Consider the following 16,503-nt stretch of genomic DNA (forward strand, 5'->3'; position numbering starts at 1 on the left):
CTCTTTGCTAATAATCAATAATTGTGTTGTCGCCTATTATATAAATAATTTTATGAGAAGAGTTGTAGGCTTGTTTTTCTTTACCCGAAATTCCACCTTGAATTTTTGAAAACAAAGCAACATATTTGGTTTTTTTTAAAACCAAACGCTCTGTTAAGGTTTGTACTTGATTAGCCGTTTTTAAAACCTGATAACCTAATAAACGAATTTGCATTTTTACAAAAACAAAAGATAAAATTAAAATAAAAAAAATAAACAAACTAAAGATATGCTGCCTGTGAGTTTCTGATAAATTTAATTTAGACATAGCGCTTAATATAAGTGTATGTTTTCTTAAGCTAGCACGCAAGAAGCTTATAAAGCTTTTTCAAAAACACGAAGCTTTGCACTCCTTGACCTTGGGTTAATTTTTTTTTCAGCATCAGAAGCTTTAACAATTTTTTTCGTTAAAATATTTCCCTTATCTTTTAAAGCTTTAAATAAATGCTTTACTATGCGGTCTTCCAAAGAATGAAAACTTAAAACAATTAATCGCCCCCCTGGACATAAATAATCCACAAAAGCCTCTAGACTTTCTTTTAAACCACTTAATTCGCCATTAACCTCCATGCGTAAGGCCATAAAATACTTGGTAGCCGGGTGAAAAGACTTTTTTTGCCAAGAGTCCACCCTTTCTATTAACTGAGCCAGCGACAAAGTATCGTTAAATAATTGGTGTTTTCTATCCTCTACAATAGCCCTAACTACTCTATAGGGCCGAAAAACCTCTCCATTTTTTTGAAATAACTCAATCAGCTTTTCTTCACTCCAAGTATTAATGATATCGGCTGCAGTTAACTCTTGGTTTTGATCCATTCTCATATCCAAAGGGCCTTTTTTATAAAAACTAAAACCACGCTCTGGTTTATCTAGTTGAGGAGAGCTCACTCCTAAATCCACTAAAATATGAGAGCAGGCCGTTTCTGAAAGCCGACTAAAGTCTTGAGCGCTAATGTCTTTAAAATTTTTATAAATAAAATCTAAGCGCTTTTCTTGCAAAAAAGACGCTAAATGCGCTTTTCCATATTTAATGGCTTCTTTGTCTCGGTCACAGGCTAAAACCTTTAAATCCTTAAAATAATCTAAATAGTATTGCGTGTGCCCCCCTCTTCCAAAAGTAGCATCTAATAAAAAACTAGCAGAAACACTAGACTCTTTAATAAAATCTAATATTTCTTGCTTCATAATAGGAATGTGACCCTGATTTTGTGGCATAAAAACACAATAACACATTAAAATAGAGATTTACACTTGATAAATAAGAGCAAAATGCTACTGTATTGACACAGAGCGTTTTTATGAATATTTCCTGTCCAAAATGTCGGTTTTCTCAACCCAAAGATCAATACTGTGCGCAGTGTGGAATAGACATGTCTCGGTATGCTGTAAAATCCTCCACCAAACTAAAAAAGTTTTTCATTAATGCAGGCATACCTTTAGGTTTAGTTGTTCTTGGAGCTATCCTTACCTACACCAAAAAAAACCAATGCCCGCCTTTATGTAAAAATAATCCAACCACACTAACTGCCAGCCCTGCCCATACTGTTTTATTAAAAACACCTGTAAAAATAACTCGTAAAAAAATACTAAAGGCAGCACCTCCCATAAAAAGAAGAGTGTCTTCGGTTAAAGCCAAAAATATAACCCCCGTTGCTACCACAGAAAAAATAACACCCTCGTTAAAAAAAACTTCTGCTAGTTTAAATAAAAACAGTTTTAAAGTAGAGGCCCACTTAGTACGATTTTCTAAAAGCTTAACCGATCTAGTACAAGAAACCTCCTCTTTACAGTTTATTTCTATTAATGATGTTCATTTAAAAAGTGTATTTTTAGAAAACACAGAAATTTTAAATGTTTTTAATGAAAAAAATATTAAAGAAGCTATAAACGCCTTACCTAGCCTTGGCCCACTCTCTAAAGGCTTAAAGCTTATTGTTTTAAACGGACATATAAAACAACCCGAAGCAAATTTAAAATTATTTTTAGAGGCGATAAATTTAAACTTAGAGAATTTAGAAAATAGCCAAGACTCTCAAAGTTTTATTGCCATTTTACTGAATATACACTAATCTTAATCCTATCAATATAAAAAAGGATATTTAGTGAGTTCTAAAACCCAATTTTCTACACTATATTCTGCCGAACAAATACAAAAAAAAGTAAAAGAGCTAGGCGCTAAAATTACCAAAGATTTTAAAGGAAAGGCTCCCGAAATGCTTTGCATTTTAAAAGGGGCTAGCTTTTTTTATGCAGACTTAATTAGAGAAATTAACCTTCCCCTTTCTTGTAATTTTTTTGGTATTTCTAGTTACTCAGGAACAAAATCTACTGGTAATGTTAAAATTACTTTAGATTTAATTTCTTCTATTAAAGACAAAGATGTTATTATTGTCGAAGACATTGTAGACACTGGCTTAAGCTTAGAATTTATTATAAATTATATAAACTCTAAAAAGCCCAAAAGCATAACAGTAGTTTCGCTATTGTATAAACCCAAACAGCTAAAAGTAAAAAATATTCGTGTCGACTACCACGCTTTTGAAATAGACAATCAATTTGTTGTGGGCTACGGATTAGATTATGATGAAGCTTGGCGCGAACTTCCTTTTATCGCGCAAATGAATAACTTTAATTAGTGGTCTGCAAGCTGCTGTAACTTTACTAAATTTTCCATTAAAGTTTGAATGGTCATAGGGCCTACACCTCCAGGAACTGGACTATAAGCCTTTAACACATTTTCTAAACCCTGTGGGCATACATCTCCATATAACTTATCTCCCTCGCGACTAATTCCCACATCTATAACCACTGCATTTTTTTTAAAAGCCGTTTTATCTAACAAATGCTTTTTTCCCACAGACACAACCACTATATCGGCCTGCTGTACAAGGTGTTTTAAGTCAGAGGTTTGCGAGTGACACAAACTAACCGTTGCCCCTTGTTGTTGTAATAAAATCGAAGTGGGCAAGCCTACAATTAAACTCCTACCTACAATAACAACATGGGCTCCCTTAATGGAAAAATTATATGCCTTTAAAAGGTTGCAAATACCCTGCGCAGTACAAGGGGCTATGGTATGAGCCTTTTGCAAAAGTAAACCCATATTTTTTGCACTTACCCCGTCTACATCTTTTTTAGAAGAAATGGCATTAATTAAACCTAAAGCATTTAAATGTTTAGGAATGGGTAATTGCAACAAAATGCCCGTAACTGTATTATCTTTATTAAGCTTTTCAATTAGCTGTAACACTTGTTTTTGTGTACTATCTTCGCCTAAATATAAAATATCACAAGTAAAGCCCAATTTTTCACAAGCTTCTTTTTTTTTGCTGACATAAATTTGACTAGCAAAGTCCTTCCCTATAAGAATGCCTGCTAATTTTGGTTTTTTTACCAAAGAACTCACTTGTGTTTTTAAATGTAAGAACCGTTGTTGAGCCAGCTCTTTTCCGTTAAGTAAAACCATATTTGCCTTGACCTATAAAACTAGAATTGTTAAATATTTTGTATGAATAATAGCGTACATCTTTCCGAAGATCAAACCTGCATAGAATTTGAAAAAGACAGTTCTTCTCCTGCAACTTTAGCTAAATTTAAAAAAGCAGCCGAAGTGCATAGTTTTTTTGCTTTTATTCAAAAGTACCAGCTAAGCGATATCGCTATCAAAATTTTACAAAAAATACTAAAAACAAAAAAGTAAATAATCCGCTTCTTTTCGGACAGTTTTTTGTAAAAAAGTGCTTTTTGCCTAAATAAAATATTTTATTTATTGCACTCTCCTTAAAAAAAAGGAGTAAATAATGTCTGTTTTTAAATATTGGTTTCTTACCTATTCACGCAAACGCAAAGGTTTGCATACAAAGTTAAAGTTTAATTCTCAACTTAACTCTCTTCATCTTAAAAAAAAATTACTATCTAATTCTTTGATTATAACCAGCCCTAAGGGGCAAGGGCTTATCGAATACCTTATTATTGTGGGCATTATGGCCGTGGCCAGCCTTGGTGCTATTCGCTTACTTAACAAAACAGTAAATAGTAATTTTACTAACATTATTTACTCCCTACAGGGAAAAAGAAAAAAAGCAAAAATGGAAGCCCCTAAAGAAGGTTTGTACAAAAAAAAAGATTTTAATACTTTTATGAACGGAGCCGCCTCTACAGAAAAATAATATTATGAATATGCTTTTTTATTTTTTATTAAAAAAAACTTTACTTCAATCTAAAGGGCAAGCTTTAGTAGAATTTACTATTAGCAATCTTTTGTTTATAAGCCTTGTAAGCCTAGGTTCTTTACTTATTTACATTAGCTTTTTAAAGTACTTTAATCACACTGCTATTTACAATGCTACACTTTGCGTAGCCAAACAGCAGCCCATTTTACTATGTAAGCATAATTTAAAAAAAAATATTCAATCCACCCTGCTATTTGGAAAATTAAACCAACTAAGCCTTAAAAAAAAATACAAAACTATCACCGGGTCTGCAAGGTGGACGGTAGCCCAATGGCAATTTCAAAAAAAGATTGCACTTAATACTGTTTCTTTAACCAAACACCTTCCAACAATAAAAGAGTAATTATGGGTATTGTATTATTTTTATCTTTTTTTCCAGTACTATTAAGCTTATGCCTAGGCTTTAATGTAAGCAGTCAAATTATTTACTACAAGCAAAAAGCGCAATACATTTGCCAAAGGTATCATTTGGCTCATCAAAAACAGTTGCAAAAAAAAATAGCTCGGCTTTTACAACTTAATTTAAAAGCTAAAAAAATGCGTATTCAACTTAAGCATGCAAAGCAGTCTTTAAAAATAGCTAAACTAAGCATGATTCCTCCAATTATTGCCACAGCGCAAAGTTTTTTAGCTTTTGTTTTAGCAAAACAATTGGTTTTATTTACTAAACAAAAAAATATTTTATATTCGGCTATAAAACTATCTAATAAGGCAAAAAAACAATTAAAAAAACGCTTAAACCAAGCTTTTGATAAAAATAACATAAAAGATTATTCTTATAAACAAGTGGGCTTAGCCGTTTACCCTAAGCCCCTTCTGTCTTTTAGTCCTAGCTACTACCTTATGCCTGCCTTTAGTTATGCTCAAGGCAGTTACACTTTTTTTTATTTAAATATAAAAAATTTATTGCCTCCTTTGTTGCAAAGCCTTTTGCCCAATAGCCAATTATTTAAAATAAAATGCTCTGCAACTTTAATGAAAAAAAAGAAAATAGAATTAACCCTATGGCAATACTAAAGTAAAATACCAATGAAAAAGTACAATTTTACACCTTATAAAAAGCAAAGGGGGCAAATATTAATCGAAACATTAATAAGCCTTATTAGCTTAATCACTTTAATACTTTTAAGTGTTAAAGGAATAAAAAATGCTTATCAATTAAAGAAAAAATACCAGCATAGTATTTATGAAAAAAAATAATAACTTAATTATTTAAAAGAGGTTAAAAATTATGTGTAAAGTAAAAAAAATAATAAGCGTATTATTACAATACAAAAATCATGGTGCTAAGTATTTAGAGCAGCTAGCACAAATGAGCTTAAAAAAACAATTATCTTTAGCCTTTCTTTTTTCTTTATGCTCTTTATTGTTTTTTCAAAAAGGTCAAAACCAAAAATTGTTATCCCAACCAAAAAATACCAAAAAATCGTGGAATATGAGCACTTTTATCCCCGAAGGCTTTGTGCTTATTCCCATTACATTGCTTAATACAGAAAGCCTTAATGGCTTAATTGGAAAATGGGGGTGGGTTAGTTTGTACTCTAGCTTAATGGGAGAAAACAAAAAGCCCATTGTGTCATCTATACGAATAATCAGAAGCCCTAAAAACCCCAACCAATTTGCTGTATTAGCTCCAGAAAATAAATCTTCATTAATTTTAGCCCATACAGCTCCCTTAATTGCTGTAATACAAAGCGAAAAAGCAAGAAGCAAGACCACTCGCTTTAATACTAAACCTATTATTAAAAAAAATAAAATTTTTATTGAAGATTAATACTTAATAATAAATAATAACTAACCAAAGGTGATTTTAATGTATAGTAAAATTTTTAATAAAAAATATAAATCCAAACCACCATACTTTATGGTCATTTTGCAAGTGCTTTTAGTTATACATATTAACTTTTTAACTATCCCCTACTCTTTGGCTGCAAAAAAAAACATAGGTGAAAATACTAAACCTTTAATTTTAGCTAATTCTGCCTTAGAAGAAAATTACCAAAGCTTTTTGCATTTTTCTCAATCTTACCACTCGTTTATTAACGAATACTTAAAAAATCAACAGCTAAATACCAAGGTGCTAAAAAATCAATTTAAAACGGCACAAGATTTTTATTTTCAAGGAAAAATGGAATTAGCTAAAAAACAATTTACTACTATTGTAAAACAAAAGTGGAATAACGACTGGACAGCGCAGCAAAAAAATTGGATTTACTTTTCTTTTTTAAGATTATCTCAAATTACTAATAATTTATATAAAAAACAAACTTTACTAAAAGAAGCTATTGCTTTTGCTCCCGAAAAAAAGCCTAACCCTAAAGTTTTTGATCCTCCTTTTTTAAAAAAATATAAAAAATTATATGCAAATACAAATTGGTTTTATATTACCGATTATTTAAAACTACAGAAATATGAAAAAATTATAATTAATGGCAAAGTATTTACTATTAATCCCAATATCAAAATACCCATAACCGCCTCGCAACCCTTTCGAGTAAGTCTTTTATCAAACAAAAGTGCAATATACTCCACAGTAATGAATTATGTTTCTTTTTCTTCTAAAGACTTTATACCAATCCCTTTGGTTACTGGAACTTGTGAAAATTTTAAAAATTATAGTAAGCCTTTGTATTCCATTTTTTTTACAAACACTTGTATTAAAAACAGTCAAAAATTAGCGGCTAACTTTGCAACTAACTCGGTAACCAAAACCAAAGCCGAAGCCAAAACTAAAACCGAAGCCAAAGCCGAAACCGAAGCCAAAACTAAAACACCTCTTTCTTTATTTTTAAAACAAAGTTTAGCTCCTTTAAAAAAGAAAAAAGAAGAATTTAAGACTACAAAAAAACAAATGTGGTTTTTAATGGCTGTAGCCGCTATTGCCTCTGTATTTATAGCTTCTCAATTTATTCAAAAACCCAGAACCCATAAAGAAGGTTTTGATGATTAATTTTTTACAATAATCTTGCCATTAAAACATACTTCTAAAATTTTTTTATTTTCCTCATCTATTTTTGTGTAAGACTCACCCACCCACTTTTTATCAGGATGCGTGTGATAGTATAACCACGGTTTACTAACATTTAAAATACCCCAAGTTTGAGCCTCTGTTAAAGCCTTGTTATTTAAAAATATATTAGGAGGTTCTACAGGGCTATCACTTCCAAAATAAAATAACTGTTTTTGATCTTCTAAATCTTTCCACAAAAACAACTCCTTTAAAGTTTCTTTAGATAACTGATTTTTTAACCAAGCTTTATCACTTAAAAAATGGCAAGGCTGCAGGTGGCAAATAATATTTTTATGCCGAGCCAATATTTTTAAGCTGTTTTTACTTAACAACTGCACATGTTCTAAATTTAACTTTTTAATAGGTAGCCCTTTTTGGGTAAATTCTTTAATAACGGCTTCGGCAATGTCTAGTACTTCTTGGGAGGCTTTATTGCCAATAACATGTACCGAAAAATCTAAGTTAGACATCCATGATTGTTTTAACATTTCTTTTAAGTCAGTAGGTTCTATTAAGGCTTTTGGTGATGCTAATTCTTTTTTATGATTTAAATACGCAGATTGTAGTAATGCCGTATTAGCCCCTAAAGAACCATCATAATACACCTTAACTCCGCAAACTTTAATATTTAATAAGCGTTCTTTGCGAGCTAATATAGCTAGCTGTAAAGCTTTAGAAAAATGCTGAGGGTTTTCGGCTCCCATATTTTGTTCAATTCTTAAACTTAGCAAAGAGTCTTGGTTTAATAAACTATTCCAATAATGAGGGTCGCAAGACATATCTCTTACATGGGTAAAACCTGCGGTGTTAAAAATATTTTGCGCAGCAATTATAGCTTCGCTCATTTGTTTTTCACTATAAGGTGGTAACTGATCTTGTACACTAGCCTTTAAGTTATCCTGCAATAGCCCTCCTAAAGAGGGGCAAGAAAATTTTTTTAAAGCAAGGCTATTTAACCAAGCACTATGCCCGTCTGAGCTAACAAAAAATACGGGGTACTCAGTAAAGTATTGGTCTAAAATACTAGCGTACGAGCAATTCTCTTCTCCCCATAAAGTGTTTTTATTATCTTTCCATAAAGTTTTGTTCCATAAATGATCTTGCCAACCAAAACCAAATAAAACTTCACCTCGAAAATGCGAATCTTTAATATTTAATTGTAATAATTCTTTAGAAGACTTTAGATGAAAAAGGTTTAAAGTTTTACACTGTAAACCAGTTCCTAATAAATGAATATGACTGTCGTAAACCCCTTTAATAACCAAGGGGGATTGTTTTTTTTTCAAAGCTACAGATTAAAATTTAACGATTTCTTCGATGAGAGTTTCTTCCTTTTCTTCCTTTGTTGCTATTGTTGTCAAAGTCACCACGGTTGCCTTTGTTTCTTACTTCTTGGTCACAAGCTCGAAAATTACTAGCATAAGTTCCACACTCACTAGAGTTACGGCCACCGTTACCGCCAATGCCAATGGTTAATCCACCACCATATCCACCGCCATAGCCACCGCCAACGCTAATGCCGCCACCGATACCGCCGCCAGAAACATAATTACTATTACCTGTATTGTAAGGTGCTGTGGCAATTTGTTGCATCTGTAACTGCAATTGATAAATTTGTTGTTGCACTCCAGAGATCTGTTGGCCTCTGTCTTGTTTTTGTCTGTTAATGCTTTGTTGTTGTTGAATCCATGAATTAACATTTTGCTGATACTGTTGAGCTAATTGTAATTGATATTGTTGAGCTAAGTTAGCACCGCCTGTATTAAAACCAGCGCCGCCGCCGAAACCTGGGCGTCCACCGCCGAAACCGCCGCCGCCGAAACCGTTACCAAGTCTGCCGCCAAATCCTGGGCCACCGCCGAAGCCGTTACCAAGTCCGCCACCAAATCCTGGGCCGCCGCCAAATCCATTACCAAGTCCGCCGCCAAATCCTGGGCCGCCGCCGAAGCCACCGCCTGGAAAACCGCCAAATCCTGGTCCACCAAATCCATTGCCAAGTCCGCCACCAAATCCTGGTCCACCGCCAAAGCCGTTACCAAATCCGCCGCCAAATCCTGGTCCACCGCCAAAGCCGTTACCAAGTCCGCCGCCAAATCCTGGGCCGCCGCCGAAACCGTTACCAAGTCCGCCGCCAAATCCTGGGCCACCGCCGAAGCCGCCGCCTGGAAAACCGCCAAACCCTGGGCCGCCGCCAAATCCTGGGCCACCAAATCCTGGTCCACCGCCAAATCCATTACCAAATCCATTACCAAATCCTGGGCCACCGCCGAAGCCGCCGCCTGGAAAACCGCCAAATCCTGGGCCGCCACCAAATCCGCCGCCTGGGCCGCCAAATCTGCCGCCACCAAATCCTGGGCCGCCGCCAAATCCGCCGCCGCCAAATCCTGGACCGCCGCCGAAACCGCCGCCACCAAATCCTGGTCCACCGCCAAATCCGCCGCCGCCGAAGCCTGGGCCACCAAGCCCCGCTCCTCCTAACATCATTTGACCATAAGGATTCACACCCATTTGAAATGGAGAACCTCCCGAAGGACCAAACACTTGAGCAGGGTAACCAAAAGGCCCCCCAACTACAGGCTGTCCATAAACATTAGAACCAGGCCCACCATTAGAGAAAAAATTTCCACCAGGTTGAATTTGAAATCCACCAATAGATTGCGCACAACCATAAGAACCCGAGTAACGAGAACTTCCTGCTAAGGTTCCATAAGCTCCCGGAGTATAATAGTTGCGATAATAATATCCAGAGTTTCTAGCACCATAACCGCCAGAAGAAGAACGACTACCAGCATTAGAAAAGGCAGAGTTTACCATGCCATAGCCCATCAAGGCTCCTTGTATTCCTAATAAACTAGATTGCCGAGATAAAAGCCCCGCATCAGTTTCGTAGCCTAAAGCTTCATTACTGTCTGTGGCATATTGAGCCGATTTGTCTCCCAGTGCACTAAATAACTTGGCACCGCCCCATGCTCCTAAAAGTCCAGCTCCTATTTGTAACCAAGGAGAGGTTTGTTTTTTTTGTACTTGAGCCTGCCCCCTTGGACTATAGTAAATAACCCTGGGTGTTACACCTCCAGAGGCAGCCGCTACGGAACAATCTTCGCAATGTGCCTCTACAGCACCGGTTAATTCTTCAATATTGTCTGCATTTTTCACACTTCTGTGAAAGGCTTCTAAGTCAGTAACTTCATCAGATAAGTGATCCAGTTGCGCTAATAATTTAGAACATTCTTTTACTGCTGCTGCTTTTTTACCTACACTTTTTGCGTTAGCAATTTTGTTGCCCCATAAAGCGGTGTTAGAACATAAATAAGCCACTCCTTTTTTAGGAGCGGTACAAGCATTACTCGTCGTAGCCGATGAAGTTTTTGCATCAACACGGTTTTGCGAATAACACATATCATCTTGATCATAGCTGTCTTCATCGCACAACCATGAACCCGATACCCACCCACTGTCTTCAGAACTATTATCGCCAGATTTTAGTTCGTCATTAAAGCCCTCTTCTGATGCCGATGCATAACAAGATTCTGCAGTTTGAGCATCACATATAGCTTGGCTAGGTGGTTTTTCTGAAATACTTTTTGTGCGTTGAAAAAGTTGTTGCTTCCGTTTCTTAGCTTGTTTGCGTGACTGCTTTTGTACCTCTAGTTTTGCTTGGATAGCAGTTTCATCTAAAGTAAAAGTTTTAAGCTGGCCTTTTAATGCACTAACTATTTTTTTAAGAACTTTTACCTTCGTTGCTTTAATTTTATTTAAAAATTTTGTTTTCGTTGAAGACTGATCTTTTTCTATCGGCTCGTTTCTCGCCTTTTTTAAGTTAGCCCGTGCCGTTTTTATTTTTGCTTCTAAATCGGTAATTGATTTTACAGTTTTAGCAGGGTTTTCTGCGCTTTGCTTAGCTTGAGCTAAATCTTTTTTTGTTTGTGCAATATTTTTTTCTACAGATTTAAGTTTAGCATTAATATTTTCTAGCTCTTTTTTTACACCGACATTACATAAAGCGGGGTTAAAGTGTCCTGGATCTATTTTTTCTTGTATAATTTCGCGTAAAGCTTCTGCATCTAAATAACCCTTTAAGCGTTTTTTTACCTTGCTTAAAACTTTTGCTTTCGCTTTATATTGCTTAGACAGATTTTTTTTAATAACCGATCGACTGTCTTTAATAATTCTTTTTTCTGTACAAGCTTTTCTTGCTGGCTGCATACCCGTTCCATAAGTAGAAGATCCACTATAATAAGAAGTGGCATAAGCAGGCACGCCCAAAAGGCTCATGCTAAATATTAATATACTTATATTGATAAATTTCATAAAACAGAATACTTGCTTCATAATGTTTCCCTTGTTTGAACTATAATAAGCTAGCCTACTATAGCCATTAACGACTGTTCCATTAGCCATTTTATTATGGCTTTTAAATAGAATACAAAAAAATATCCTATAAAAATAGCCTTTCTTATTAAACCTATCGGTAAGGCCTAATAATACATAAACAAAACTAGACTTTTGCTTATGTATTAGACAATTTTTTACAATTTTTCCATTTTTTTGAGCAAAATAATTACAAATAGAGCCGATAAATTAATTAGTGAAGAAACAAAACTACTCCCCCTATAGTCCTCTTAATAAGAGTTATAAAATTCTTTATATAGACCCTAGCGCTTCGTCTAGAGTAAAAATGAAAAAACTTTTATCAAATGATTTTGAGGTGTGCACCACTTCGTCTGACAAAGAAGCCTTAAGTCTAATTAAAAACACAAGCTTTTCATTAATTATCAGTCAAATGGATTTAAAAACCACCACAGGTATCGAAGTATTTAAACAAATAAAAACCACACACCTTTCTGACAGCATTCGTATTTTAATAACACAACCTAACGCAGAAAAAACCACTTTAATTGAGGCCATTAACCATGGGTATATTTATCATTATTTAAAGCCAGACTACTCTACCGCAGAATTACAAAATTTAATTTACAAAGCCTTAAAACAATTTGAAGCAAAAATAACTATTGAACAAAAAGATTTAGAACTAAGCCAAGCCTATACTAACTTACAAGACTTAGACAAAGCAAAAACACAATTTATGATGCTTATTAATCATGAGTTAAAAACACCTCTTACTAATATTATTAATTTTATATCCTTATTAAAAGTATCTAAGCTAAATACAGAACAAGAAAAATATGTAAACTATATAGAAGCTGGCACAAGTATATTAAAAAAATTAATTACAGAAAGTTTAAATTTTATAGCTGCAGAAACAGGTCAACTACCATTAAATAAAAATAAAACTAATATTCCTGCTTTGCTAAAAAATCCTTTAGAAAAATTACAAGAAAAGCTAAAAAAGAAAAATCAAAGTTTAGATTTAAAAATTTGTGACCAAGCAATTCATGTGGATATAAAAATCATACAACAAATTTTAGATCACCTTTTACACAATGCCATAAAATTTGGCCCCGAAAATAGTGAAATTTTGCTGCATGTAAGTTCTGTAAAAGATAAAAATTTAGGCTCTGTGCAATTTTCTATTGCTAATGCAGGGGGGAAGATTCCCGATAATGTTATAGAAAATATATTAAAGCCCTTTGTTTTAAATGAGTATAGTATGAACCACAGCCAAGGCTTTGGCTTGGGGTTAAGCCTTTGTCAGGCTTTGTTAAAGGTTCATGGGTCTAAACTACAATTTACTAACTCTAATACCTCTACCACGGTTTCTTTTTATTTATAAGCAAGTAAGTTTTTGGTAAATTTTTTAAAAAATTTCTGTATCGGAAAATTTACGGAAATATTTTTTTAACCTAAGCCTAAATCTCTCGTTTTTGTGGCTTATTTTTTGCCTTTGTTCTTTTATGAAAAATTTTACTTCTTTATTAATAATAAATTTTTTTTTATTTATGCCCAACTCTTTGGCTTATGCAAAACCGCTTTCTTTTACCAAAAAAATTATTATTGCCACTAATCACTCTTTTACTATAAAAACTCCTAAAACCACACAAATTAGTGTGCAAGGGGGAAAGTATATTCGCGTGCAAGATTTTACTACATTTTTAAAAATTACAGGAAAGAAGAAAGGGACCAGTTACCTTCAAATAAAAAATAAAAAATGGATATTTAATGTAGTAAGCATTAGTGATTATAACTATTATCAACGCATTAAAATGACCATTAAAGATTTTTGGGGGCCAAAAGTACAAATAGTAAATGGCCAAATTTATATTACAGGAAGCCTACATCGGCTTAGTGATTGGCTAGCCATTGCTAATTTAACCTCTAATAGCAGTTATCAATTTCAAGCACGCATCGATTTTGACCTTCATAAAAAAATAACAGCCCACTTAAAACAATTGTGTAAAAATGATTTTATACCTTGCCCTAATATACAATTAAACCCTTACCCTAAACTGCTTGCTCCTAAAAAAACCAAAAAATATTTAAAACAGTGGAATACTATTTTTAAAAAATGGGGACTAGCTATTGCTTTCACCCCTTTGGCTTTAAATTTAGAACCCAATATACAAATTCAAGTTTTAATCGCAGAGGTTAATAAAAATTTTCAAAAACAAATTGGGCTTCAGTGGAGCAACTCCATACAAGCACAACTTTTGCCGGCTTTTGCCACTAAAGACTCCCTTCCCTTAGCCTTAAAAATGTTGCAAAGTTCGGGGCAAGGACAAATTTTAGCTCAACCTAATTTATTAGTAAAAAGCGGAGCAGAAGCAAAATTTTTAGCAGGAGGAGAGTTTCCCATAAAAACTACCGGATTAAAAAGGCAACACACTAGTTGGAAACATTATGGAATTGCATTAAAAATTAAAGCTTATAGAGGTTATAATAATATTATTGAAAACCATTTAAGCATAGAGGTTTCTGATATTGATAACTCCAATACTGTAGACGGTATCCCTTCCATAAAAAAAAGTCATATTAGTAGTGTTATTAATACCACTAGTAATCACTATATTGCTTTGTCTGGTTTATTAAAACATAACCAAGGTCATGATAGCGACAGCTTGCCGTGGCTTAGTCAATTACCTATTTTAGGAAACTTGTTTAAAAGTAAGAATTTTAAAAATTCTAAAACCGAGTTAGTTATTTTTTTTAAATCTACCCTAAAGTAATACTATTATGCCCAATACCAATCTTACTTTTTTACCTATAGAAAAGCCAATGCCCACATTGAAGGTAACTGGTTGCCTGCTTACTGCTGCAAAAAAATTAGAAAATCTTTTAAGGCAACACCAGTCCATCGATTTAGCCAGCACAGATCATATTAACAACCCTCTTTATAATAAAAAAATGTTGCAACAGTTAATAGAAAAAAACTTAAGCGACTTAAACATGCAAGAGCAAGAGCGTTTATTACAGGATTTTTTAATTTATGGCCCTCTGCACACTTTAATAAGTAACGAAGGCATTACAGAAATATTATGTAACGGTTATAATGAAATTTATTACGAACTTGATGGAAAAATTATAAAACACCAAGATGTTTTTTTTTCCGAACACAATTATCAATCGTTTATTCAAAGAATGTTGCTAGAAACGGGGCAACAAATTAATTTAGAACAGCCTTTTTCTGATGGTAAATGGAAAAATTTTCGCTTACATATTATTCAACCCCCTTTGGCACACAATAATACTTTAATTAGTTTACGAAGAAAGGCCAAAGAAAATTGGACTTTAAAAAAATTAAAAAACCTAGGTAGTATCACTAAAAAAGAAAGCGACTATTTACAAAATTTAGTAAAAACCAAAAAAAACCTTTTAATTATTGGCCCTACTAGTAGTGGAAAAACCGCTTTAATAAATGCTCTTTTGCAAGAGGTTGAACACACAGAAAGAGTTTTGTGTATAGAAGATACTGATGAAATTAGTTCTCCCAATGCTTTGTCGGGAAAACTATTAACCCGCAATGATCCTCAAAAACAGCTAAGCAATTATAGTCAAACCGATTTACTAAAACAAAGCTTGCGCATGAGGCCAGACCGATTAATTTTAGGAGAAATTCGCTCTGACGAAGCAAAAGATTTTTTAATGATGCTTTCTACAGGGCATCAAGGCTGTATGGCTAGCCTCCATGCCGATCAAGCTCATCAAGCTTTGTGGCGGTTAGAAATGCTTATACAAATGGCAGCCCCGCAGTGGAATAGTAGCAGCATTCAAAAGCTCATTAGCCTGAGTTTAAATTATGTTATTTTAATAAAAAAAAGCGGTAAACAAAGGCAACTGAAAAATATTTACGAAATAAAAACTTATGAAGATGGCATTGGTTTTATATTAGAAAAAATTAATCTAAAATAAGCTTGATTTTACCACTACCTTATTGTTAACCTAAATGCAGTCAAATATTGGGATGTCGACAAGTGGTAAGTCAACAGATTTTGATTCTGTCATTCGCAGGTTCGAATCCTGCCATCCCATCCACTAAAACCTGAAAATAAAAAAAAGAAAGAGCCCCTATAATAGAGACTCTTTCTTAGTTTTGACTTTAAACTTTAATAGTAAATATTAAAACTTAACATCAAATCGCATACCAATAGTCTTCTCTGTTCTCTCAGGTATTGTACCCAGTATTGTTGGGGGGTTTGCGTTGTTGGTAGCGTAGCCAGGATTCGTAACCTGCCCTTTGTAGCTGTTACGCTTTTTGCTAGACCAGTAGATTTCTACAGATGTGTTTTCGCTCATTTTCTTAACACCGTAAGCTTTGAACTCTGTTCCTGCTTCTTTATCCGCACTTCCTTTTTTATCCTCTTTACTTTGGTAAGAAGAACCAATCATTAAGCTTGGAGACAATTTGTACTCAGAACCAAATTTAAAACCAGAAGTCTCTTTAAAATCATTGATCTGATACTGACCACTTACTTGCAAGTTAGGAGAAATAGTATATACCCCTCTAGCAGTAATTTGGTTTTTACGCTTATCGCCCACTTTTTCATTTCTTAATGCTAAGAAAGCGGTAAGATTTTTGTTCAGCTGCTTGCTTAATATGATATTTAGACCAAATTCGTCGCCTAATTTGTTATCATACTGAGCTGTGTTTATGCCTTTAGCACCACCATGCTTAGCTTCATAAATAGCAACATCAATCCCAATGTCTTTTAACATATTTTTAGCTTCTTTACTGAAATGAATAGCAAACACTTGTTCCGCTTTTTGGTCTTCTCCTAAAGAAGAAGATTCCATTTTAGGAACTAAAACAATGTGTTGCTTACCTAA

The 16,503-nt window shown here is 34.0% G+C and carries 18 protein-coding genes and 1 tRNA gene; 13 read left to right on the forward strand and 6 right to left on the reverse strand.

The features are described from left to right. Positions 1-7: 7 nt before the first annotated feature. On the reverse strand, positions 8-307 hold the full coding sequence (locus HAW63_05145) for a hypothetical protein (protein MBE8163355.1): 300 nt from the start codon (positions 305-307) through the stop codon (positions 8-10). A gap of 47 nt (positions 308-354) precedes the next feature. Continuing rightward, positions 355-1,272 carry a 16S rRNA (cytosine(1402)-N(4))-methyltransferase RsmH gene (gene rsmH / locus HAW63_05150; protein MBE8163356.1) on the reverse strand — a complete coding sequence of 306 codons (918 nt, stop codon included), beginning with the start codon at positions 1,270-1,272 and terminating at the stop codon, positions 355-357. A gap of 65 nt (positions 1,273-1,337) precedes the next feature. On the opposite strand from rsmH, the gene HAW63_05155 reads away from it, so the two are divergent. Next, positions 1,338-2,108 carry a hypothetical protein gene (locus HAW63_05155; protein MBE8163357.1) on the forward strand — a complete coding sequence of 257 codons (771 nt, stop codon included), beginning with the start codon at positions 1,338-1,340 and terminating at the stop codon, positions 2,106-2,108. 33 nt (positions 2,109-2,141) lie between these two features. Beyond that, on the forward strand, positions 2,142-2,675 hold the full coding sequence (hpt, locus tag HAW63_05160) for a hypoxanthine phosphoribosyltransferase (GenBank protein MBE8163358.1): 534 nt from the start codon (positions 2,142-2,144) through the stop codon (positions 2,673-2,675). Here the strand turns inward: hpt and HAW63_05165 are convergent. After that, positions 2,672-3,505, reverse strand: coding sequence for a bifunctional 5,10-methylenetetrahydrofolate dehydrogenase/5,10-methenyltetrahydrofolate cyclohydrolase (locus tag HAW63_05165; GenBank protein ID MBE8163359.1), 834 nt, complete (start codon positions 3,503-3,505; stop codon positions 2,672-2,674). The genes hpt and HAW63_05165 overlap by 4 nt on opposite strands. A gap of 42 nt (positions 3,506-3,547) precedes the next feature. On the opposite strand from HAW63_05165, the gene HAW63_05170 reads away from it, so the two are divergent. The 7 genes from HAW63_05170 to HAW63_05200 all read left to right on the forward strand — a co-directional run bounded on the left by HAW63_05170 (position 3,548) and on the right by HAW63_05200 (position 7,221). Continuing rightward, positions 3,548-3,739, forward strand: a complete 192-nt coding sequence (locus tag HAW63_05170; protein ID MBE8163360.1) for a hypothetical protein — start codon at positions 3,548-3,550, stop codon at positions 3,737-3,739. A 100-nt stretch (positions 3,740-3,839) separates the two neighbouring features. Then, entirely contained in the window at positions 3,840-4,208 is a 369-nt protein-coding gene (locus HAW63_05175; protein MBE8163361.1) for a hypothetical protein, read from the forward strand. A gap of 4 nt (positions 4,209-4,212) precedes the next feature. Then, positions 4,213-4,614, forward strand: a complete 402-nt coding sequence (locus HAW63_05180) for a hypothetical protein (GenBank protein ID MBE8163362.1) — start codon at positions 4,213-4,215, stop codon at positions 4,612-4,614. A gap of 2 nt (positions 4,615-4,616) precedes the next feature. Continuing rightward, a complete protein-coding gene (locus HAW63_05185) occupies positions 4,617-5,288 on the forward strand; it encodes a hypothetical protein (GenBank protein ID MBE8163363.1) in 672 nt (223 codons plus the stop codon). A gap of 12 nt (positions 5,289-5,300) precedes the next feature. Continuing rightward, entirely contained in the window at positions 5,301-5,471 is a 171-nt protein-coding gene (locus HAW63_05190; protein ID MBE8163364.1) for a hypothetical protein, read from the forward strand. Positions 5,472-5,502: 31 nt separating this feature from the next. Beyond that, positions 5,503-6,045 carry a hypothetical protein gene (locus tag HAW63_05195; protein ID MBE8163365.1) on the forward strand — a complete coding sequence of 181 codons (543 nt, stop codon included), beginning with the start codon at positions 5,503-5,505 and terminating at the stop codon, positions 6,043-6,045. 39 nt (positions 6,046-6,084) lie between these two features. After that, on the forward strand, positions 6,085-7,221 hold the full coding sequence (locus HAW63_05200) for a hypothetical protein (protein ID MBE8163366.1): 1,137 nt from the start codon (positions 6,085-6,087) through the stop codon (positions 7,219-7,221). Here the strand turns inward: HAW63_05200 and HAW63_05205 are convergent. Beyond that, positions 7,218-8,567: an amidohydrolase family protein gene (locus HAW63_05205; GenBank protein ID MBE8163367.1), complete on the reverse strand. Its 1,350-nt coding sequence runs from the start codon at positions 8,565-8,567 to the stop codon at positions 7,218-7,220. The genes HAW63_05200 and HAW63_05205 overlap by 4 nt on opposite strands. 16 nt (positions 8,568-8,583) lie before the next feature. Continuing rightward, entirely contained in the window at positions 8,584-11,613 is a 3,030-nt protein-coding gene (locus tag HAW63_05210; protein MBE8163368.1) for a hypothetical protein, read from the reverse strand. 346 nt (positions 11,614-11,959) lie between these two features. Between HAW63_05210 and HAW63_05215 the strand changes: the two genes are divergently transcribed. The 4 genes from HAW63_05215 to HAW63_05230 all read left to right on the forward strand — a co-directional run bounded on the left by HAW63_05215 (position 11,960) and on the right by HAW63_05230 (position 15,711). Beyond that, complete coding sequence (locus HAW63_05215) at positions 11,960-13,015, forward strand: hybrid sensor histidine kinase/response regulator (protein ID MBE8163369.1); 1,056 nt, start codon at positions 11,960-11,962, stop codon at positions 13,013-13,015. A gap of 121 nt (positions 13,016-13,136) precedes the next feature. Next, complete coding sequence (locus tag HAW63_05220; GenBank protein MBE8163370.1) at positions 13,137-14,405, forward strand: type II and III secretion system protein; 1,269 nt, start codon at positions 13,137-13,139, stop codon at positions 14,403-14,405. 7 nt (positions 14,406-14,412) lie between these two features. Beyond that, positions 14,413-15,588 (forward strand): CpaF family protein, encoded by a 1,176-nt coding sequence (locus tag HAW63_05225; protein ID MBE8163371.1) that lies wholly within the window; start codon positions 14,413-14,415, stop codon positions 15,586-15,588. 48 nt (positions 15,589-15,636) lie between these two features. After that, positions 15,637-15,711, forward strand: a tRNA-Gln gene (locus HAW63_05230). 84 nt (positions 15,712-15,795) lie between these two features. Here the strand turns inward: HAW63_05230 and HAW63_05235 are convergent. Then, on the reverse strand, positions 15,796-16,470 hold the full coding sequence (locus HAW63_05235) for a hypothetical protein (protein MBE8163372.1): 675 nt from the start codon (positions 16,468-16,470) through the stop codon (positions 15,796-15,798). Positions 16,471-16,503 lie beyond the last annotated feature (33 nt).

It is taken from the genome of Pseudobdellovibrionaceae bacterium (assembly GCA_015163855.1).
Lineage (GTDB): Bacteria > Bdellovibrionota > Bdellovibrionia > Bdellovibrionales > UBA1609 > JAAOIH01.

Excerpts from the sequence above, each read along its gene's own strand:
- HAW63_05145 (MBE8163355.1), bottom strand. The coding sequence starts at position 307 with ATGTCTAAATTAAATTTATCAGAAACTCACAGGCAGCATATCTTTAGT.
- rsmH (MBE8163356.1), bottom strand. The coding sequence starts at position 1,272 with ATGTGTTATTGTGTTTTTATGCCACAAAATCAGGGTCACATTCCTATT.
- HAW63_05155 (MBE8163357.1), top strand. The coding sequence starts at position 1,338 with ATGAATATTTCCTGTCCAAAATGTCGGTTTTCTCAACCCAAAGATCAA.
- HAW63_05165 (MBE8163359.1), bottom strand. The coding sequence starts at position 3,505 with ATGGTTTTACTTAACGGAAAAGAGCTGGCTCAACAACGGTTCTTACAT.
- HAW63_05170 (MBE8163360.1), top strand. The coding sequence starts at position 3,548 with ATGAATAATAGCGTACATCTTTCCGAAGATCAAACCTGCATAGAATTT.
- HAW63_05175 (MBE8163361.1), top strand. The coding sequence starts at position 3,840 with ATGTCTGTTTTTAAATATTGGTTTCTTACCTATTCACGCAAACGCAAA.
- HAW63_05180 (MBE8163362.1), top strand. The coding sequence starts at position 4,213 with ATGAATATGCTTTTTTATTTTTTATTAAAAAAAACTTTACTTCAATCT.
- HAW63_05185 (MBE8163363.1), top strand. The coding sequence starts at position 4,617 with ATGGGTATTGTATTATTTTTATCTTTTTTTCCAGTACTATTAAGCTTA.
- HAW63_05190 (MBE8163364.1), top strand. The coding sequence starts at position 5,301 with ATGAAAAAGTACAATTTTACACCTTATAAAAAGCAAAGGGGGCAAATA.
- HAW63_05195 (MBE8163365.1), top strand. The coding sequence starts at position 5,503 with ATGTGTAAAGTAAAAAAAATAATAAGCGTATTATTACAATACAAAAAT.
- HAW63_05200 (MBE8163366.1), top strand. The coding sequence starts at position 6,085 with ATGTATAGTAAAATTTTTAATAAAAAATATAAATCCAAACCACCATAC.
- HAW63_05210 (MBE8163368.1), bottom strand. The coding sequence starts at position 11,613 with ATGAAGCAAGTATTCTGTTTTATGAAATTTATCAATATAAGTATATTA.
- HAW63_05215 (MBE8163369.1), top strand. The coding sequence starts at position 11,960 with ATGAAAAAACTTTTATCAAATGATTTTGAGGTGTGCACCACTTCGTCT.
- HAW63_05220 (MBE8163370.1), top strand. The coding sequence starts at position 13,137 with ATGAAAAATTTTACTTCTTTATTAATAATAAATTTTTTTTTATTTATG.
- HAW63_05225 (MBE8163371.1), top strand. The coding sequence starts at position 14,413 with ATGCCCAATACCAATCTTACTTTTTTACCTATAGAAAAGCCAATGCCC.
- HAW63_05235 (MBE8163372.1), bottom strand. The coding sequence starts at position 16,470 with ATGGAATCTTCTTCTTTAGGAGAAGACCAAAAAGCGGAACAAGTGTTT.